Source organism: Luteimonas panaciterrae (assembly GCF_020511115.1).
Lineage (GTDB): Bacteria > Pseudomonadota > Gammaproteobacteria > Xanthomonadales > Xanthomonadaceae > Luteimonas > Luteimonas panaciterrae.
The window spans coordinates 82,301-100,450 of sequence record NZ_JAJAVH010000016.1 but is presented as its reverse complement, the minus strand read 5'-3'; the positions used below and the strand labels follow the sequence as shown (position 1 = coordinate 100,450).

Annotated in this window: 19 protein-coding genes; 13 read left to right on the top strand and 6 right to left on the bottom strand. The window is 65.0% G+C overall.

Going from position 1 to position 18,150, the window contains the following annotated elements; all coding sequences use genetic code 11:
* The coding region (locus tag LG367_RS16700; protein ID WP_226470397.1) for a hypothetical protein at positions 1-256 on the bottom strand (256 nt) is incomplete at its 3' end.
* 14 nt (positions 257-270) lie between these two features.
* Between LG367_RS16700 and mazG the strand changes: the two genes are divergently transcribed.
* From mazG to LG367_RS16680, 4 genes are all read left to right on the top strand, one after another.
* Complete coding sequence (mazG, locus tag LG367_RS16695) at positions 271-1,098, top strand: nucleoside triphosphate pyrophosphohydrolase (RefSeq protein ID WP_226470396.1); 828 nt, start codon at positions 271-273, stop codon at positions 1,096-1,098.
* 48 nt (positions 1,099-1,146) lie between these two features.
* Positions 1,147-1,518 (top strand): hypothetical protein, encoded by a 372-nt coding sequence (locus LG367_RS16690; RefSeq protein ID WP_226470395.1) that lies wholly within the window; start codon positions 1,147-1,149, stop codon positions 1,516-1,518.
* Between the two features lie 12 nt (positions 1,519-1,530).
* The gene (locus LG367_RS16685) at positions 1,531-1,833 is read left to right on the top strand and encodes an Mpo1-like protein (protein ID WP_226470394.1); all 303 of its coding nucleotides are present in this window, start codon (positions 1,531-1,533) and stop codon (positions 1,831-1,833) included.
* Between the two features lie 62 nt (positions 1,834-1,895).
* Positions 1,896-2,885 carry an XVIPCD domain-containing protein gene (locus LG367_RS16680; protein WP_226470393.1) on the top strand — a complete coding sequence of 330 codons (990 nt, stop codon included), beginning with the start codon at positions 1,896-1,898 and terminating at the stop codon, positions 2,883-2,885.
* Between the two features lie 19 nt (positions 2,886-2,904).
* On the opposite strand, the gene LG367_RS16675 is transcribed toward LG367_RS16680, so the two are convergent.
* The gene (locus LG367_RS16675) at positions 2,905-3,252 is read right to left on the bottom strand and encodes a DMT family protein (RefSeq protein ID WP_226470392.1); all 348 of its coding nucleotides are present in this window, start codon (positions 3,250-3,252) and stop codon (positions 2,905-2,907) included.
* Between the two features lie 197 nt (positions 3,253-3,449).
* On the opposite strand from LG367_RS16675, the gene LG367_RS16670 reads away from it, so the two are divergent.
* The 6 genes from LG367_RS16670 to LG367_RS16645 all read left to right on the top strand — a co-directional run bounded on the left by LG367_RS16670 (position 3,450) and on the right by LG367_RS16645 (position 10,522).
* Positions 3,450-4,163, top strand: a complete 714-nt coding sequence (locus LG367_RS16670) for a response regulator transcription factor (protein ID WP_226470391.1) — start codon at positions 3,450-3,452, stop codon at positions 4,161-4,163.
* A gap of 49 nt (positions 4,164-4,212) precedes the next feature.
* Positions 4,213-5,511, top strand: a complete 1,299-nt coding sequence (locus tag LG367_RS16665) for a sensor histidine kinase (RefSeq protein WP_226470390.1) — start codon at positions 4,213-4,215, stop codon at positions 5,509-5,511.
* Positions 5,512-5,799: 288 nt separating this feature from the next.
* A complete protein-coding gene (locus LG367_RS16660; protein ID WP_226470389.1) occupies positions 5,800-7,254 on the top strand; it encodes an efflux RND transporter periplasmic adaptor subunit in 1,455 nt (484 codons plus the stop codon).
* Positions 7,251-7,991 carry an ABC transporter ATP-binding protein gene (locus LG367_RS16655; protein WP_226470388.1) on the top strand — a complete coding sequence of 247 codons (741 nt, stop codon included), beginning with the start codon at positions 7,251-7,253 and terminating at the stop codon, positions 7,989-7,991. The genes LG367_RS16660 and LG367_RS16655 overlap by 4 nt, the downstream gene beginning before the upstream one ends.
* Positions 7,992-8,110: 119 nt before the next feature.
* Positions 8,111-9,346: an ABC transporter permease gene (locus tag LG367_RS16650; RefSeq protein WP_226470387.1), complete on the top strand. Its 1,236-nt coding sequence runs from the start codon at positions 8,111-8,113 to the stop codon at positions 9,344-9,346.
* Positions 9,347-9,466: 120 nt separating this feature from the next.
* Positions 9,467-10,522, top strand: coding sequence for a phytanoyl-CoA dioxygenase family protein (locus tag LG367_RS16645; RefSeq protein WP_226470386.1), 1,056 nt, complete (start codon positions 9,467-9,469; stop codon positions 10,520-10,522).
* Positions 10,523-10,602: 80 nt separating this feature from the next.
* On the opposite strand, the gene LG367_RS16640 is transcribed toward LG367_RS16645, so the two are convergent.
* Both LG367_RS16640 and LG367_RS16635 read right to left on the bottom strand, forming a co-directional pair.
* On the bottom strand, positions 10,603-11,496 hold the full coding sequence (locus LG367_RS16640) for a class I SAM-dependent methyltransferase (RefSeq protein WP_226470385.1): 894 nt from the start codon (positions 11,494-11,496) through the stop codon (positions 10,603-10,605).
* A complete protein-coding gene (locus LG367_RS16635; protein WP_226470384.1) occupies positions 11,493-13,955 on the bottom strand; it encodes a CmcI family methyltransferase in 2,463 nt (820 codons plus the stop codon). The genes LG367_RS16640 and LG367_RS16635 overlap by 4 nt, the downstream gene beginning before the upstream one ends.
* Positions 13,956-14,333: 378 nt before the next feature.
* On the opposite strand from LG367_RS16635, the gene LG367_RS16630 reads away from it, so the two are divergent.
* Positions 14,334-15,281, top strand: a complete 948-nt coding sequence (locus LG367_RS16630; protein ID WP_226470383.1) for an isoaspartyl peptidase/L-asparaginase family protein — start codon at positions 14,334-14,336, stop codon at positions 15,279-15,281.
* 40 nt (positions 15,282-15,321) lie between these two features.
* On the opposite strand, the gene LG367_RS16625 is transcribed toward LG367_RS16630, so the two are convergent.
* Entirely contained in the window at positions 15,322-15,756 is a 435-nt protein-coding gene (locus LG367_RS16625) for a hypothetical protein (protein ID WP_226470382.1), read from the bottom strand.
* 85 nt (positions 15,757-15,841) lie between these two features.
* Positions 15,842-16,552 carry an SGNH/GDSL hydrolase family protein gene (locus LG367_RS16620; protein WP_226470381.1) on the bottom strand — a complete coding sequence of 237 codons (711 nt, stop codon included), beginning with the start codon at positions 16,550-16,552 and terminating at the stop codon, positions 15,842-15,844.
* A gap of 236 nt (positions 16,553-16,788) precedes the next feature.
* On the opposite strand from LG367_RS16620, the gene LG367_RS16615 reads away from it, so the two are divergent.
* A complete protein-coding gene (locus LG367_RS16615; protein WP_226470380.1) occupies positions 16,789-17,172 on the top strand; it encodes a diacylglycerol kinase in 384 nt (127 codons plus the stop codon).
* A 156-nt stretch (positions 17,173-17,328) separates the two neighbouring features.
* Positions 17,329-18,078 carry a TerC family protein gene (locus LG367_RS16610; RefSeq protein WP_226470379.1) on the top strand — a complete coding sequence of 250 codons (750 nt, stop codon included), beginning with the start codon at positions 17,329-17,331 and terminating at the stop codon, positions 18,076-18,078.
* The last annotated feature ends 72 nt before the right edge of the window (positions 18,079-18,150 follow it).

The window sequence follows — 18,150 nt, the reverse complement described above, 5'->3', positions numbered from 1 at the left end:
GTTCGTTTCTTTGATTCGCGCCATCCATGGCGCTCACCCCTTCGGAGCCGGCTTCGCCGTTCGCACGCGCTCCTGCGCGTGCAGTGGGGCTTACCAAAAGAAATGAACTCGCCCCTTCAGGGGCGAAACGCTTTTGATCTTTCAACAGCAACAGCAAAGGCAACAGCCAAATGGATCCCAGCTTCCGCTGGGATGACGAGCAAAGCTGCGACAGCGGACGGAACGCTTTTGCTTTAAGGTTCCAACCAAAGAGCAACCGGAAACTCTTCCGTGGCAGAAAACAACATCCAAAACCTCCTCGACATCATGTCCCGCCTGCGCGACCCGAATGGCGGCTGCCCCTGGGACCTCGAGCAGGATTTCTCCACGATCGCGCCATACACGATCGAGGAAGCGTACGAAGTCGCCGATGCCATCGATCGCAACGATCTGACAGCGCTCAAGGACGAGCTCGGCGATCTGCTGCTGCAAGTGGTCTTCCACGCGCAGATGGCGAAGGAGGAGGGTGCCTTCGCTTTCGGTGACGTGGTCGATGCGATCAGCGAAAAGATGCTGCGTCGTCATCCGCACGTGTTCGGCAGTGCAGCGCACAATGATGCCGATGCGGTGAAGTTGGCGTGGGAGCAGATCAAGCAGGCGGAGCGTCGCGATGCCGGTGAAAGCGACACTTCAGCCTTGGCCGGCATCTCGCGCGGGCTGCCGGAGTGGCAGCGTGCGATCAAGTTGCAGAATCGCGCCGCGAGGGTTGGGTTCGATTGGCCCGGGCCGGAGCCGGTGATCGAGAAACTTCATGAGGAAATCGATGAAGTGCGCGTGGAGTTCGCCGCCATCGCGGCCGATCCGCAGGACGCAAGCGCGCGTGACCGGTTGGAGGACGAAATCGGCGATCTGCTGTTCGTCTGCGCCAATCTCGCGCGTCACGCCAAGGTGGATGTCGGCAACGCGCTGCGCCGCGCCAATCTCAAGTTCGAGCGTCGCTTCCGGGCGATGGAGACGCTGGCGGCAGCCGATGGCGTCGAGTTGCAGAAACTGCCGCTGACGGTGCAGGATGCGTATTGGGACCGGGCCAAGGCCAAGGAGAAGGTCCAGGGAAGCTGAGCAATCTCGCATTGCCTTGAGATTCCTAAATCGAGAACGGGAGGTTCCATGCAGTGCTACAAGCACCATGATCGTGCCGCGGTGGGCGTCTGCCGGGGCTGCGGCAAAGGGCTTTGCGCGGAGGGTTGCGCCGAGGATCTGGGCTTCGGCTTGTCCTGCGGGGGCGAATGCAGCATCCGCATCGGTCACATCGAAGCCTTGAACCACAAAGCCGGCGCGGCTTACACGGCGGGCCGCCGTTATCTGTGGTCGGCGCCGCTGCTGATCGCGATCATGGGCGGTGTCTTCCTGTATTCGGCATGGGTGGAATACCAGAGCGGCCGCGATTACTGGTTCACCGGCACGTTCGGCCTGCTCTGGTTGCTGGCGGCACTGGCCGTGTTTTTGCGCAACCGCACGTGGGCGAGAGCGATTCGTTAGAGGAATGCCGTCATGTCACGCTTTGCCAATTTCCGAGAGTTCTATCCGTTCTATCTGAGCGAGCACAGCAACCGCACCTCGCGACGCCTGCATTTCATCGGCAGCTGCGGCGTGCTGGGGCTGGTGGTCGCCGCGATCGTGCTGGGCAACGGCTGGTGGCTGTTGGCCGCGTTGTTTTGCGGCTACGGCTTCGCCTGGGTGGGGCATTTCTTCTTCGAGAAGAATCGTCCGGCGACGTTCAAGCATCCGATCTATTCCTTCATCGGCGACTGGGTGATGTTCAAGGACATCATCGCCGGGAAGATCAAGTTCTAAGCCCGCTTTTTTAAGTCCCCTCTACCCGCAAACAGCGACACACGGAAGAAGACACCACCGCAATGGCGAAATATTCGATCGAGGCGCGGTTGTACCGCGTCAAGGAACTATCGGTCAGTCACAACTACTGGTTGCTGCGCGATCTGTCGACGGGAATACCCCTGGCGGAACTGCACGGCCTGATCACCGATCGCGCCACGGGCGCCGCGCTGCAGTTCGGGCTGGATGCGAAGGATGGGCATGCGTTGCAGGCGTGGCACTACATCCATGCGCCAGTGGAAGGGCTGTGGATGGCGCCGGAGCGCACCGAGTTCAACGACAGCGCGCTGTACTGGGAAGGGCAGAAGACGCTGGCGGTATTCGTCGGTGACGCGACCGAGGCGCTGCTGCGATGGAATTCGGCGGCTTCGCTGTTGCCGCTGTTGAATCGCCAGGATGCCGACTATCCGGACGCGGGCGAGGAAGGCGTCGACGACAACAGCGTGTACGCCACCCTTGGCGAGATCATGGGCGTGGAAGTGCACGTGTTCGAGGACGGGGATGCGCCGGGCGTCGCGCTGCGCATGCTCGATCCCAAGCAGATCGATGCCTTCCGCTTCCGTTTCGAAGGGCCGCGCGAGGATGCGGAGACGCCGGAAGCCCTGCCGAGCGAGCCCAGGCCGCGGATGGAGTCGCGTGCCGCGGCTTCACCGCCCAGGCCGCCGTCGTTCGATCCCACCAGCGCCACGCATCCGGACCACAATCTGTACCGGCAGAGCCTGGCCGCAGTGCACAAGCTCGATGCCAGCCTGGGCCGGACGCCGGACGAGGCCAGCGAGCGACTGGCCGCGAGCATGCTGCTGGTGGCCAAGCAGGCCGGGCTCGATCGCATCGATCATGTGATCCTGAGCATCAAGACCGATTACGTGACGCGCGGGCAGAACGTGTTCGTGGTGCAGAACGACTACCACTCGTGGTCGCACCGCCGTGCGCATACCGATACCGGGTCGGCGGTGGGAGCGTCGGCGGCGGAGACCTTCAAGAAGCTCGAGGCGCTCGCCGCGACGCCCTGAGGACCGTCATTCCAGGAAGTCACTCCAGGAAGATCAGCCACGCCGCCACCGCGATGAGCGCGAAGCCGGCCCAGTGGTTCCACTTCAGCGCCTGGCCGAGATAGGTCGCCGAGAAGACGGCGAACACCAGCAGCGTGATCACTTCCTGCATGCCCTTGAGCTGCGGCGCCGAGTACACGGCGCTGCCGAGGCGATTCGCCGGCACCTGCAGGCAGTATTCGAAGAAGGCGATGCCCCAGCTCACCAGCACCGCGAGCATCAGGGGCGAGGATTTGTACTTCAGATGCCCGTACCAGGCGAACGTCATGAAGACGTTCGAACCGATCAGCAGAATGACGGGCAGGAGGCGTTCGGACAGGGTCGGCATGGTGGAAGGTCGCAGGGAGGGGTCGGATGGGGTGAAAAGGTTAACCGCCTTCACGCTTTCTCCACTCGCGGCCCCCCACCCTTCACAAAGCTGAAGGGGCCTTCATTAACGATTGGGTTCCGGGGCATCAGGATGGTCGTGAAGGCGGGAACGCTGGTGAAGATCGTCTTGCACAGTCTCGGGACTCAGGAGCAGGTATGCGCGGATCACAAGAACCAAGCGGGCTTGTCCTGATCGTCGAGGACAACCGCAATATTTCGGAGATGGTGGGTGAGTACCTCGAGGGGCGGGGTTTCGAGGTCGACTATGCCACCGACGGGCTCGACGGCTACCGGCTGGCGTCCGAGAACAGCTACGACGTGGTCGTGCTGGATCTGATGCTGCCGCGCCTGGACGGCATCGAAGTCTGCAAGCGCCTGCGCGAGGAGGCGCGCAAGTCGACGCCGGTGCTGATGCTGACCGCCCGCGACACCCTCGATGAGAAGCTCACCGGCCTGGGTGCCGGGGCCGACGACTACCTCACCAAGCCGTTCGCGATTCAGGAGCTGGAGGCGCGCCTGCGCGCGCTGATCCGCCGCGAGCGCCGGCAGGTCGGCTCGGAGGTGCTGAAGGTCGCCGATCTGGTGCTCGATCCGGCCTCCCTGCGCGCCACGCGTGGCGGGGTGGAACTGCAGCTCTCGCCGATCGGCCTGAAGTTGCTGACCATCCTGATGCGCGAGTCGCCGCGGGTGGTCAACCGACAGGAGATCGAGCGCGAGATCTGGGGCAACAGCCTTCCGGATTCCGACACCCTGCGCAGCCACCTCTACAACCTGCGCAAGACCATCGACAAGCCCTACGGCAAGCAGCTCCTGCACACCGTGCAGAGCGCTGGATATCGCATCGCTGACATCGAGCAACCCCCCTCCTGACGGGAGGGAGTCTTGATGTAAGCTTGCGGACCCTCCGCACGGTCCCGCCATGCCCCAGGGGTTGCCACGCAAGCTCCGCTACGCCTTCATCTTGCAGGCGGTGCTGATGAGTCTTGCCATCGCCATCGGTATCGTCGTCGCTGGTGCCATCGTCCGCGAGATGGCGAGCGTGGAGCGGCTGCGCGCCGAGGCGCAGTACTACTGGACCGGCCGCGCGACCAATCCGCGTTTCCCGCTGCCGACGACCTCGACCGTGCGCAGCTATTTTCTGGCGCCCGGCGCCTCGCCCAATGCATTGCCGCGGGAACTGCGCGGCATCCAGCCCGGCGTGTCGAAGTTGCCGGGGACGCGCTACAAGGTCCTGCTCGAACAACGGCCGCAGGGGCGGCTGTACATCGTCATGTCCTTTCCCGTGACCGATGCGACCGTGATCTGGACCGCCACGATCTCGATCCTGCTGGCGCTGCTCGCGGTCGTCGCCGCGACCTGGGTCACCTACCGCATCTCCAAGCGTCTGGTGACGCCGGTGAACTGGCTGGCCGAGCAGGTCTCGCGCTGGCAGCCTGGCGACCCGGACACCGGCGCCATGGCGAATCTGCTGGCGCGCAGCCGCGTTCCGGACGACGACCGCAGCGAGGTCGGGCAGCTCAGCGCGGCATTGCGCGGACTCATCGAGCGCGTGCACGACTTCGTCCGCCGCGAGCGCGATTTCACTCGCGACGCCAGCCACGAACTGCGCACGCCGCTCACCGTGATCCGTGTCGCCACCGACATGATGATCGCTGATCCGGAAACCTCGCCGCGGTCGCAGCGCGCGCTGTCGCGCATGCAGCGCGCCGGCCGCGACATGGAAGCGGTGATCGACGCCTTCCTGATCCTCGCGCGCGAGGACGGCGACAGCGCGCTGCTGGAGGATTTCGACGTCAGCGCCGTGGTCGACGACGAAGCCGAGAAGGCACGCGCGCGCTTGCGCAACAAGCCGGTCGAACTGGTGGTGACCGCGTATGCCTCGCCGCGCCTGTACGCCTCGCCGCGCGCGCTGGCGGTGATCCTCGACAAGCTGCTCGACAACGCCTGCACGTTCACCGACCAGGGCCGCGTGGAGGTGATCCTCGAGAACGATCGCATCATCGTGCAGGACACCGGCATCGGCATGTCGCCGGAAATCCTCAGCAAGGCCTACGACCCGTTCTATCGCGCCGACATCTTCGGGCGCGGAGGCAAGGGCATGGGCCTGTCGATCGTGCGTCGGCTGGGCGAGCGCTTCGGCTGGCAGGTCACGCTGGATAGCGCGCCGGGCGTCGGCACCACGGCGACGATCGGGTTCACCAGGCACCTGATCGGATAGCGCCCGACCGGCGCCGGAACGAAAGTCGGCGCAATCGGGAACTTTCGCCACAGCATGCGATCCTGCTTACGGCGCTCCATCCCGCTTTCGGGCACTTGCCATTGACCCAGCCCGAACCCTCCCTCGAAATACGCCCGCCACGCACCTGTCAACCAAGGCCGGCCTGACGCGTTGTTGGGTATCGGCTCTCACCATAGCGACCGCATGAGCACAACAAGTCCGTCAAGAGCAGGTCAGTCAAGCGCCCGAAAGTCATCTTCGCGCACATTGCGCCGCATCGTGATCGTCGTGGCGGTCCTCGCCCTTGTCGGAGTAGGGCTCTGGTATTGGCAGAAACACAAGGCCGTGGCCGAGGAAGGCGCCTGGCGCACGACGCCGGTGGAACGCGGCGACATCCGCGTGGCGATTTCCGCGACCGGCACCTTGAGCGCGATCTCCACGGTCACCGTCGGCAGCCAGATTTCAGGACAGGTCACCGACGTGCTGGTCGACTACAACGACAAGGTCGAGAAAGACCAGGTCATCGCCCGCATCGATCCCAGCAGCTACGAGGCGCAGATCACGCAGGGCGCGGCGCAGATCGCCAACGCCGAGGCCTCGCTGCGGCAGGCGCAGGCGACACTGCGGAATGCCGAACTCGATTTCCAGCGCAAGTCCGAACTGGTCCAGCAACAGCTCGTCGCCAAGAGCGACGTCGACCTCGCGCGCGCCGCACGCGATCAGGCGCAGGCGCAGGTGAACGCCGCGCAGGCGACGATCCGCTCGCAGACCGCCTCCACGCAGACCACGCGCATCAATCTCGAACGCACCGTGATCCGCTCGCCGGTCAACGGCGTGGTGCTCACGCGCTCAATCGAGCCCGGTCAGACCGTGGCGGCCAGCTTGAACACGCCGGAGCTGTTCAAGATCGCCGAGGACCTCAGCAAGATGCAGATCGAGCTGGCCGTGGACGAGTCCGACATCGGCCAGCTCAAGGTCGGGCAGGCGGTGTCCTTCACCGCCGATGCGTTTCCCGATCGACAGTTCAAGGGCACGGTGGAACAGGTGCGGCTGTCGGCCACCACCACCAACAACGTCGTCACCTATCCGGTCATCGTGACCGTGAACAACAGCGACGGCACATTGCTGCCAGGCCTGACGGTGAATGCCGAAATCGAAGTGAGCAAGCGCAGCAACGTGCTCAAGGTGTCGAACGCGGCGCTGCGCTACAAGCCAGCCGAAGACGACAACGCGGCACCGGAAGCACCGCGGGCCGCCGGTGGCAGCGGCATGGTCGACGATCTCAGCCGCACCGCGGCCGAACTCGGACTCAATGCACAGCAGCAGGCCGAATTCGACAAGGCGATCGCTGCCGTGCGTGAGCGCATCGCCGCGCGCACGGCGCCGCAGGCCGGCAACGGTGGCAGCACCCTGTTCGGGCGCGGCGGTGGGCCGGGCGGCATGCGCATCACGATGGGCGGCAGCGGCGATGCGCAGGGACAGATGCGTCAGCGCATGGCCGAACGCATGAATCAGCAATTCGCCGCCTTCCGCGCCACGCTCAATGCGGACCAGCAGAAGAAATGGGACGCGCAGATCTCGGCCTTGATCGGCGCCAAGCGCGCGCCGCTGTTCAAGCTCGTCAATGGCAAGCCGCAGCGGATCATGGTGCGCGTGGGCGTCAGCGACGGCACCAGCACCGAGATTTCCGGCGACGTCCGTCAGGGCGACCAGGTCGTCACCGGCGAGCGTGCCGCGCAATGAGCGAGGCTGTCACAAGCCGGGCTGCGACAGGCCGGGAAGCGGCGGCCGTCATCGAGACGCATGACCTGGGCAAGGTTTATTCGCCCGGCAGCGAGGCGGAAGTGGTGGCGCTCAGGGGCGTGAACCTGCGCATCGCGCGTGGCGATTTCGTCGCCATCATGGGGCCGTCGGGTTCCGGCAAATCGACGCTGATGAATCTGATCGGCTGTCTCGATACGCCGAGTACCGGACGTTACGCCTGTGACGGTGTCGACGTAGCCACCCTCGATGCCGAGGAACTGGCGATGCTGCGCCGCGAGAAGATCGGTTTCGTCTTCCAGGGCTTCAATCTGCTGCCGCGCATGAATGCTCTGGAGAACGTCGCGATGCCGCTGGCCTACGCGCAGGTGCCGCCGCACGAGCGTCTGCGCCTGGGACGCGAGGCGCTGGCCGCGGTGGGTCTGTCCGAACGCGCGGACCATCGTCCCAGCGAATTGTCCGGTGGCCAGCAGCAGCGCGTGGCGATCGCGCGCGCCCTGATCAATCGTCCGCCGATCCTGCTCGCCGACGAACCCACCGGCGCGCTCGACAGCCGCACCGGCGAGGAAATCCTGTCGCTGTTCAAGAGCCTGCGCGACGAGGACCACACCGTGGTGCTGATCACCCACGATGCCGACGTCGCCGCGCACGCCGATCGCATCTACGTCATGCACGATGGCGAGCTGCATCCCGAAGGGGGAGGGGCCGCGCTTAGCTGATGCCCTATCGGCATCAGCTGCGGCTCCGAGCGCCCGGCCAAGGATGGCCGGGCAGGGCGATCCGCAAGGCAGTTAAGTTGCGCCAAGGATGGCAGAGCATTACGACCAAGAGGCTTTGTATGAACTTCACCGACATCCTCCGCACCGCCATCTATGCCTTGCGCGGCAACTGGATGCGCAGCGCATTGACCTCGCTCGGGGTGATCATCGGCATCGCCGCCGTGATCGTGATGGTGTCGGTGGGGCAGGGCACGCAGCGGGAGATCGACAAGCTGGTATCCGGTCTCGGGTCGCAGCGCCTGGACATCAATCCCGGTGCGGGTCGCGGTGCCGGCGGCGTGCGCATGAGCGCGAGCAGTTTCTTCACGCTTACCGAGGGCGACGTCGACGCGATCCGCACCGAAATCCCGGAAGTGCAATACGTGGCCGGTGCATTGCGCGGCAGCACCCAGGTCGTGTACGCGGAAAACAACGCCGCGACCAACTGGCAGGCCGTACAGCCGGATTTCTTCGACATCAACGGCTGGAGCGTGGCCAACGGCGCTCTGTTCGACGCGCAGGACTACAGCAGCGCGGCCAAGGAAGTGATCCTCGGCGACACCGTGCGCCGCACGTTGTTCGGTGACGACGACGGCATCGGACAGACCATCCGTCTGGGCCGCGTGCCCTTCACCGTGATCGGCACGCTGGCACCGAAAGGCCAGGGCGGCTTCGGCCAGGATCAGGACGACGTGGTGATGGTGCCGCTGGAAACCGGGCGCCGCCGTCTGATGGGCATGATGGGCCTGCCCCCGAGCGCGGTGATGCAGATCTCGCTCACCGTCGCCGACGCCAAGGACCTGGCCTACGTGCAGACCGAGATCGAGGCGCTGCTGCGCCAGCGTCACAAGATCAAGCCCGGTGACGACGACGACTTCAACGTCCGCAACATCAGCGAGATCGTGAAGACGCGCACCGCCACCACCGATCTGATGTCGAAATTGCTCGGCGCGGTGGCGACCATCTGCCTGATCGTCGGCGGCATCGGCATCATGAACATCATGCTGGTCTCGGTGACCGAGCGCATCCGCGAGATCGGCCTGCGCATGGCCGTCGGCGCCGCGCCGAGCGACGTGCGCCGGCAGTTTCTCGCCGAGGCGATGCTGATCTCGCTGATCGGCGGCGTCATCGGCATCGCTATCGGCATCGTCGGCGCGTTGCTGGTGGGCAAGTTCAGCGAGCTTCCGGTGGCGCTGAACGTTCAGGTCGTCGGGCTCGCGGCCGCGTTCTCGATCGCGACGGGCTTGTTCTTCGGCTACTACCCCGCGCGGAAGGCTTCGCAGCTGGATCCGATCGAGGCATTGCGACAGCAGTGATGCCGCATCGCGGCATCGCGGACATGAACGTGGATGACGTGATGAGCGGGCGCGTCGAGAAGCCTCTGCCCGTCACCGTCGAACTGTTATCCTTGTCTCGTCTCGGAACGGGAAGAGGTCATGTCAACTTTCCTGGAAAGCGATCGCATCGCGCCCGAAGCGGAACGACAGGTGTTCGGCGAAGCCGAGCGGCTGGCCGCGTCGGGTCGCTATCTGGAGGCGATCGACCGCGCCGTTGAACAAATTCGCCGTCAGCGCGACGCGACTTTGGAATCCCGCCTGGTGCAATGGCGCAGCGCGGCCTTCGCCGATCTGGACAAGTCACAGCCACGGCCGGAGTGGCCGCCGTACGCCGAAGATCCGCGTCCCGGCGTGGGCGGACTGTATGAAATCACGCCGGATCAGCTGAATCTGCAAACGCTTGCCGGCGGCATCCTGCATCACGGCCATGTCCTCGTGCGCGGGCTGTTCTCGGTCGAGGAAGCAGAACGTTACGCGGCCGGCATCGACCGGGCGATGGCCGCGCGCGATGCCGCGCTCGGTGGACATGCCACGGATGAGGAAGCGGCCTGGTACACGCCGTACCCGCATCCGGAAGGCACCGAATTGGGGAAATCCCGCGAGTGGGTGGAATCCTCGGGCGCCGTGTGGACCGCAGATTCGCCGCGCAATCTGTTCAATCTGATCGAGCTGTTCGAACGCAAGCGCATCGTCAGCCTGATCGCCGAATATCTTGGCGAGCGGCCGGCGTTGTCGATGGGCAAGTCGACGCTGCGCCGCGTCGCGGCATCCTTGAACCACACCGACTGGCATCAGGACGGCGCCTTCCTCGGCGCGGACGTGCGCAGCATGAATGTCTGGGTCGCGCTGACGCCTTGTGGCGTCGATGCTTCCGGGCTGGACGTCGTCCCGCGCCGCATTCCGCGCATCCTCGAAACCGGCACCCACGGCGCCTACTTTCCGTGGTCGGTGGGGCATGGCCTGGCCGAGATCAGCGCGGAGGGCACGCCGATCACTACGCCGGAATTCCAGGCCGGCGATGCGCTGCTGTTCGATCATCTGTTCCTGCACCGCACCGGTCTGCCGCCGGGCCGCACCAAGGATCGCTGGGCGATCGAGTCCTGGTTCTTCGCACCGTCGAGCTATCCGGTGCAGCAGGGGCCGCTGGTCATCTGAAACGATCGGCGCGCGCCGCGTGAAAACGGCCCGGTCGCATCGTGCGCATGCGACCGGGCCGTTGGACAAGCTGCGGAATCTCAGCTCGCGAGGACGGTGTCCGCGTCGTCGATGCGGGCCTGTAGCGTTTCGATCAATGCGGCCTGCTGGGCCAGCAATTCGCGCGCGCGCTTGAGCGCGTCCGTGCGACGTGTCAGCCGTCCCTCGGTCTGTTGCAGCATCGCGCGCAGGTGCATGGAGTCGTTCTCGATCGCGATGCATGCCTGCAGCAATGCTTCGGCCGTGAAGAAACTGTCGATCAACGCGCGCAATTGCGGCGTCATGCGCGATTCCGGCACGAAGATGCCCAGGCCGTTGAAGAACGGCAGGATGAAGTCGTGGATCGGATGCGGGGAGGATGCGATGAAATCCTCGATGCCGGTCAGGACGCCATTGCGCGGGCCGCCTTCATGCGTGGCATTGGCGAGAACGCCGTTGAGCCCTTCCTCAACCAGTTCGGAGACGCCGGGCAGGATGCCGCGGTAGGCGTAAGGGTGCCGTTCCGTGGGATCGAGGTCGTCGGGTTTGTAGTACATGTCGCGGCGCGCGTAGGGCCAAGCGCAGTCGTGCGCGAGGATGATCGGCGGCTTGACGCCCGCTTCGGCGGCGCCTGCGAAAATCAGGGTCAGTTCGTTGTAGATGGTGGTCCAGTTATGGTCGCCATCCAGCAGGGCGATGTCGGGAGTCGCCACCAACGGGATGGCCTCGACGCTGCGCAACGGATGGTAGGTGTATTCGTCGCCATAGCGAGACATGACTTCGTGCAGCGAAGGCTGCGGCGCCGGATCGATGATGTCGACGTGGCAATCGTGCTGGCGGCAGTATTCGAGGATGTGCTGGGTGTTCCAGCCTCGATCCGCGCCGACTTCCATGATCCGGCTGGGCCGCACGGTTTCGATGATGGGCTGAAGGTGGCGATACCAGAAACGGTTCATGGGGCGTGACCTGATTGCGAATCCAAGTTGTCCAGGGAAGCATCGTAGGCGTCGAAGGGGCCGACATCGCCGACACGGCGGAGATAACCGTTCGGTGAAGTGGAAATCAGATGCTGGTTCCACGTCTTGTCGATGACGAATGCCGACGAGGCTACGAAGCCGTTGATCGCGCTCTGGAACCAATAGGAGGAATAACCTAGCCAAGGCTGGCCGAAGACCGAGCCGAGGAAGATGAGGTAGGACCGGAACGAGACGAACTGCGCGTACGCACGCAGCTGCTCCACCGGAATGTAATCCTCCTTGCGCGGCGAGAAGAACACGAGGCTGGTTTCGTCGGCGCCGACCAGGCCACGGACCGCGGACAAGGTATCGCCGGAGTAGGCATCGCCGACGACGAGGCGCACCCTGGCCGGCAATTGCGTGCGAAGCGGCTCGTCCGTGACGACGACGATCCTGGAATCCTCCAGGCCGAACATCGTCAACATCGAATCCAGGAACAGGATCAGGCCGTGCTCGGAACACGTGGTCACGATGCACTGCGGGCGTTCGGTCCTGAGGATCTCCTGGAAGTTGACCAGATCCGCTGGAGACACGCCGACCGGCTGGCCCAGCCATGTGGTTTTCCGATGCAGATTGGATTCGGCGTAGGACGCTTGCAGATAGATCTGCGCGCCGCGATCGAAATGCATTTCGATGTTGCCGGGACGCGTCTTGTCGGTGATGCCCAGTCGCAACGGCAACAGCGGACGCTGCCGGACCGACACCGACGCATCATGGTGGATACGGCCGCGAAGCCGGATGCGATCGCGCGGAATGGCCTGGAATTCCTCTCCGCGCAGTTGCCGGTAGTTGTGCTGGTAGGTGCGGACGCGGAAATCCTTTTCGTCGTCGTCGACATTGGTGGTGGTGCCGCCGTGGAACTGATGGAAAGTCGCCTCTCCGATCAGCGACACGATCTCGCCCGTCATGCCGGAGGCGGCGCGCTTGAGCAGATCGAGGTTGGCGAAACCGCCGCCGGGCTCGCTGAAGCCTTCGTCCATGCCACCGATGCGGTCGTACAGGCCCGTCGGTAGGAACAGGCAGTTGCTCTCGATCAGCGCATTGAGCCACGGCTCCGGGTTTTCACCGATGGGGTCACCGATGAAGAACATCTGGTAACCGTCCGCGGGCCAGTGGATGCGTTCGAACAGCTTGTCCTCCATCTCCCGCGTGTAGCCGACCGCGGAAAGCCAGCGCTGATCGCCACCGATGAACCAATGGCGCACCGCCACGATCGCATGCGGATCCGTGGAGAACGCGTCGATCGCTTCGCGGATCACGCCGGGGGTCAGCACGTGGGCGCCATCGATCATGATGGCCAGATGTGCACCGCGTGCCTGGCGCGCGGCTTCGTTGATCGCGGCGCAAGGAGAGGGCAGGAGCTGGTTCGGACGGAAGAGTTTGAACTCCGGTCCGAAGCTCTCCACCCATGCCTTGTCCAGCGGCGGGTTGGAGCCGTTGTCGATGCACAGCACTTCGTACGTGACACCGTCGATGCCACGCTGGTAGCGGCGGCTCAGCGAAGTGAGCGTGCGCTCGGCCTCGCGGCGCATGTTGTAGAAGTTGACGATGAAGGTGATGTCGACTTCCGGCGCGACTGCGTCCCTGACGATGGGCGCGAGTGCCGTACGATGCGCGGCGATGGTGCGCTTGTTTTCGCGAATGCGGATCGGGCGGGCCGTGAGAGGCTGGCGCGTTTCGGCGATGCAGATGTCGATCTCATGCAGTTCTCCATCGCGCAGCGATTCGGGCGTGGGAACACTGAAGCCGCAGAAGCCGTTGCCCTGCTGCAGATCGGCGATATCGCTTCGCCACAAATCGGCATCGAAAGTGACGAGGCACTGATCGCCTTCGTAAACCGCCAGCGAGACGCGTTGCGGCGCGCCGTCGGCTCTGTGAATCCAGCCGCCGATCCTGCTGTGCGAGGTCGTATCGAGGTAGCCGAAAAATTCGGCGTTGCACAAAGCGATCGGTGGCTTGTCGGGCGTGCGTGTGGCGGCCGTGTCGCTGAGCATCGTGCTCGGGAGCGGGCTGCCGAACAGTTCGATGCTGCTGCCGTCGGGGTGCCGCGCATGCAGCGAAACCGAGGCGTCGGTACGAGCCAGGTGTTGCAAGGGGAGCGCGAAGGCGTAATAGCCGTCGTGCTTGCCCGCGCTCTCCAGATCGGAGCGGTATCGATAAGCCGTCGTGGTGGCGACGACAGCGCCATGCATCACGGCCTCGACCACGACGCGATGGCCGGCATGTTGCGGGAACCAGGCCCAGCCACGGATCACGCCGTCGCTGACGCCGTCGACGAAGCCTTCGAAGAACGGCGCGACCGTCGCGTTCTGCAACGAATCGGAAGGCGGCGCGGGAGGCGGCGGATCTCCGGTATCGCCACGCGGCTGCTTCAGCACCTGTTCGACACTGTCTGTCACACGTCCTCCCAAAACGGATTTATCCGATAGCGATGTGAATGCGCTTCCTGCGATTCGCATCGCCCCGGTGCCGAACGAGGCGTTCGGTCGCCGTTCCCCTGCGTAGGGGGCGACGATACAGAATGTTGACCCAGGACGCACTCCGAGATTCGACTACGGCGCGCTCTGCATCGTTCCACCGGTAGACGGGGGCGGCCGGAACTCTGTTGCCGCATTGCATCATCGGCCAAGCTTTGGTCGGATGAGGACGATTTCGGTCAGTCTGAAGACACTTGCGGCGGCTTGTTTAGATCGTGCAGCACGAGCCGTTTCGCCAGGCGGGCGGCGACAGCGCGGGAGACGGTATCCTGCGCAACCGTTCAGCGACCGATTCCAACCATGACCGCAACCACCAGGCCCACGGCACTCGTGATTCACGGAGGCGCGGGCGTCATCGAGCGCGCGCAGCTGTCGGTCGAGCAGGAGCAGGGTATCCGCGCGGATCTCGACGCGGCGCTGGATGCCGGCCATGCGGTCCTGTCGCGCGCGGGCAGCGCGCTCGACGCGGTGGAGGCAGCGGTGCGCGTGCTGGAGGATTCGCCGCGCTTCAACGCCGGCAAGGGTGCGGTCTTCGATGCGGAAGGGCGGCACGAACTCGATGCGTCCCTGATGGAAGGGCACAGCGGCCGCGCCGGTGCGGTGGCGGGCGTCACGACGATACGCAATCCGGTCTCGCTGGCGCGGGCGGTGATGGAGCATTCCCCGCACGTGCTGCTGATCGGCGCCGGCGCGGAGGCGTTCGCCGATAGCCGCGGCGAGATCGTGCGCGTCCCGAACACCTGGTTCGATACCGAACACCGTCGCGGCGAATGGCAGCAGGCGCAGGCACGCGAGCGCGAGGACGCGGCGGCGGGCGAAAACCTGAAGGGCAAGTATTTCGGCACTGTCGGCGCGGTGGCGCTCGATGCGCAGGGACGTATCGCCGCGGCGACGTCCACCGGCGGCATGACCAACAAGCGCTGGGGCCGCGTCGGCGATTCGCCGCTGATCGGCGCCGGTACCTGGGCGGATGCGCGCATCGGTGTGTCCGGCACGGGCTGGGGCGAGTTCTTCATCCGCTGCGCGGTGGCGCACGACATCGCCGCGCGCGTCGCCTATCGCGGCGACAGTCTGCAGGTGGCCGCCGATGCGGTGATCATGGACACCGTGCCCGCGCTCGGCGGCGACGGCGGCGCGATCGCGCTCGATGCGGACGGCAATATCGCGATGCCGTTCAACACGGCGGGGATGTATCGCGGCTGGATCCGGCCGGACGGCTCGCGCGGGACGGCGATTTTTCGCGACTGAAGCGCTGGCGCCTGAAGTGCCCGCGACTGACGCGTCGCGGTCAACCCGTCGCCGGAGGTTGCGCGAAGAGTTCGCGCATCGAATCGCGCGTGAGCGTGGTCAGCGTGAACACGCCGAGCACCGTGCCGAACGGGAATTGCAGGCAGTTGATTCCCGCCACCACGAGGCAGAACGTGCGGTTGCGATGGGCGCGCAGGAAATTCCCGGCCAGCAGATTGAGCACGCCGACGACCAGGATGATCGTACCGAACACGAGATAGAAACAGAAGAAGATCCACATGAGTTCCGGCGGTGGCGGTTCGCCGGAGGATGGCTGCCAATGCTCCGGTGAAAAGACCGTGCGCATGATCGCGAAGTGCACGACGATGAAGCCGAGCCCGCACAACGACAGGCCGGCGAAGACGTAGTGGAAGATCGCGAGCAGGCGCAGGTGCTCGCGATCGCGAGTCTGGAGCACGATGTCGGTGTCGCTCATGACATCTCCTGTTTCTATTTCCTGTTTTTCGGCGGACTGTTTCCCGACAGCTGGTTTCACCGCGTGCGCCGGCCCCACGTCGCGATCAACGCAAGTACGGCGCGACGACGCTCCGCCAGACATCATATCCCTGCCGATTCATGTGCAGACCGTCCTCGCCGAACAACTCCGCGCGCGGCTTTCCGTCGGCATCGAGCATCGGCGTGGCGATGTCGACGAAGGTGACGCCGGACAGGGCGGCCGCGTCCGCTTTCAGCAGGGCATTCGCCTCGCGCTGTCGCGGCAGCTGCGCCAGGCGCGCGAGGCTGGGCTTGATCGAGAGCACGACGATCGGCACCTTCGGCAGATCGCGGCGGATGCGCGCGACGAAGGCGCGGAAATCGGACGACACCTGCTGCGGCGCGCGCCCGGCATTGATGTCGTTGTCGCCGGCGTAGAGCACGATGCGGCGCGGCTGGTAGCGGATCGCCACCTGATCCGCGTACCAGACCGAATCGCGCACCTGCGAGCCGCCGAAGCCGCGGTTGAGGACCGGCAGGTCGGGGAAGTCCTCGGCGAGCGTGGTCCACAGGCGGATCGAGGAGCTGCCGGTGAAGACCACCGGCGCTGCGGGCGGCGGATTCGCCGCGTCCTGCTCGGCGAAGCGGGTCATGTCCGCGGTCCACTCGGGGGAGGAGACGGGATCGAGAGCGGCCTCGGTGGGCGCTTCGGAACGCCCGACATCGGCGGGCGAGGCACAACCAGTCGCGAGCAACGATGCGACCAGCAGGACGAGGAAGAACCGATGCGGGCGCATGGCGTCTCGGGCAGTGGCGGGAAGCGTCCGTGGATAGCAGGACACCGCCGCGATTGCAAACGTACCGGCAGCCGCCCTGTGGCAAAATACGCAATCTGGCCGCAGGCCGCATCCGACCCCGCCGCATGTTACCGACCGACGCGCTGGCCTCCGTCCATCACCGCATCTCCGCCGAGGGCGCGACTTCATTGTCGCGTTCCGTCGTGCCGGCGCGGCGCTGAACCGGCGGCTGCGCGATGGCGGATGAATTCGGCCACCTGCCACGCCGTCCGGCGCGGATCCTGCTCGCGGCCAAGTGGTCGATGCAGGGGCTGCGCGCGGCCTGGCTGCACGAATCCTCGTTCCGGCTCGAGGTCTATCTGTTCGTGATCCTGGCGCCGCTAGGCTGGTGGCTGGGCGAGAACGGCGTCGAGCGGGCGCTGATGATCGGTTCGGTGCTGCTGGTGCTGAGCATCGAATTGTTGAACTCCGCGGTCGAAGCGGTGATCGAACGCTACGGCCCGGAGCATCATGAACTGGCCGGACGCGCCAAGGACATGGGATCGGCCGCGGTGTTCGTGCTGCTGTTGAACGTGGCGCTGGTTTGGGCGGCGATCCTGTTGCCCCGGTGGGTGAGCTGACGCGAGTTTGCGCGGCATTGCCGCGCAGCGTCGGCGAACGCCGGGTCATGGATGGCCGGGCCGGTCATCCAGAGCCAATACACTCGCGCCAAGGAAGGCAACTTACCTTTGCGCAGCACACGCTTTTCGACAATTGAATTAAAAAAGAGATAACGAATGGATCTGAGCTTCCTCGCTTCCCCCGATGCATGGCTGACACTGGTGACCTTGAGCGCGCTCGAAATCGTGCTCGGTATCGACAACCTGGTCTTCATTTCGATCGCGGTCGGGCGCCTGCCCGCACACCAGCGTCCGATCGCACGCAAGATCGGCATCGCGGTGGCCTGCATCACGCGCATCATGCTGCTGGTCATGCTCGCCTTCCTGGCGCGCATGGAGCAGGACTTGTTCACGCTCTTCGGCATGGGCATCTCGATCCGTGATCTGGTGCTGATCCTGGGCGGTTTGTTCCTGCTGGTGAAGGGCGCGATGGAAATCCGCGACCTGATCAGCGGCGGTCACGACGAGGACCCGCGCACCACCAAGACCTCCTCGGTGTTCTGGGTGGTGATCGCGCAGATCGCCGTGATCGACATCGTGTTCTCGCTGGATTCGGTGATCACCGCGGTCGGCATGGCCCAGCACATTCCGATCATGGTGTTCGCGATCCTGCTGGCGGTGGCGATCATGCTGCTGGCGGCCAATCCGCTGGGCCGCTTCATCGACTCGAACCCGACGGTGAAGATGCTGGCCTTGGCCTTCATCCTGCTGATCGGCGTGGTGCTGATCCTGGATGGCTTCGGCGTGCACGTGCCCAAGCCGTACATCTACTTCGCGATGGGCTTCTCGGTGCTGGTGGAGTGGCTGAACCTGCTGATGCGCCGCCGCGCTTCCCAGCACCACGTGCCCGGCGCGGGCGATTGGTAATCGTTTTCGGCGACGGGTGACGGCCGTATGTGATTGCGTCGTCACCCGCAGGGTGCTGGAATGCAGGCCGCA

What these genes read in the sequence shown, in the direction of transcription:
- LG367_RS16615 (WP_226470380.1), top strand. Translation starts at nt 16,789, where the DNA reads ATGGCGGATGAATTCGGCCACCTGCCACGCCGTCCGGCGCGGATCCTG.
- LG367_RS16655 (WP_226470388.1), top strand. Translation starts at nt 7,251, where the DNA reads ATGAGCGAGGCTGTCACAAGCCGGGCTGCGACAGGCCGGGAAGCGGCG.
- LG367_RS16680 (WP_226470393.1), top strand. Translation starts at nt 1,896, where the DNA reads ATGGCGAAATATTCGATCGAGGCGCGGTTGTACCGCGTCAAGGAACTA.
- LG367_RS16675 (WP_226470392.1), bottom strand. Translation starts at nt 3,252, where the DNA reads ATGCCGACCCTGTCCGAACGCCTCCTGCCCGTCATTCTGCTGATCGGT.
- LG367_RS16670 (WP_226470391.1), top strand. Translation starts at nt 3,450, where the DNA reads ATGCGCGGATCACAAGAACCAAGCGGGCTTGTCCTGATCGTCGAGGAC.
- LG367_RS16610 (WP_226470379.1), top strand. Translation starts at nt 17,329, where the DNA reads ATGGATCTGAGCTTCCTCGCTTCCCCCGATGCATGGCTGACACTGGTG.
- LG367_RS16665 (WP_226470390.1), top strand. Translation starts at nt 4,213, where the DNA reads ATGCCCCAGGGGTTGCCACGCAAGCTCCGCTACGCCTTCATCTTGCAG.
- LG367_RS16690 (WP_226470395.1), top strand. Translation starts at nt 1,147, where the DNA reads ATGCAGTGCTACAAGCACCATGATCGTGCCGCGGTGGGCGTCTGCCGG.
- LG367_RS16630 (WP_226470383.1), top strand. Translation starts at nt 14,334, where the DNA reads ATGACCGCAACCACCAGGCCCACGGCACTCGTGATTCACGGAGGCGCG.
- LG367_RS16645 (WP_226470386.1), top strand. Translation starts at nt 9,467, where the DNA reads ATGTCAACTTTCCTGGAAAGCGATCGCATCGCGCCCGAAGCGGAACGA.
- LG367_RS16620 (WP_226470381.1), bottom strand. Translation starts at nt 16,552, where the DNA reads ATGCGCCCGCATCGGTTCTTCCTCGTCCTGCTGGTCGCATCGTTGCTC.
- LG367_RS16640 (WP_226470385.1), bottom strand. Translation starts at nt 11,496, where the DNA reads ATGAACCGTTTCTGGTATCGCCACCTTCAGCCCATCATCGAAACCGTG.
- LG367_RS16685 (WP_226470394.1), top strand. Translation starts at nt 1,531, where the DNA reads ATGTCACGCTTTGCCAATTTCCGAGAGTTCTATCCGTTCTATCTGAGC.
- LG367_RS16650 (WP_226470387.1), top strand. Translation starts at nt 8,111, where the DNA reads ATGAACTTCACCGACATCCTCCGCACCGCCATCTATGCCTTGCGCGGC.
- LG367_RS16625 (WP_226470382.1), bottom strand. Translation starts at nt 15,756, where the DNA reads ATGAGCGACACCGACATCGTGCTCCAGACTCGCGATCGCGAGCACCTG.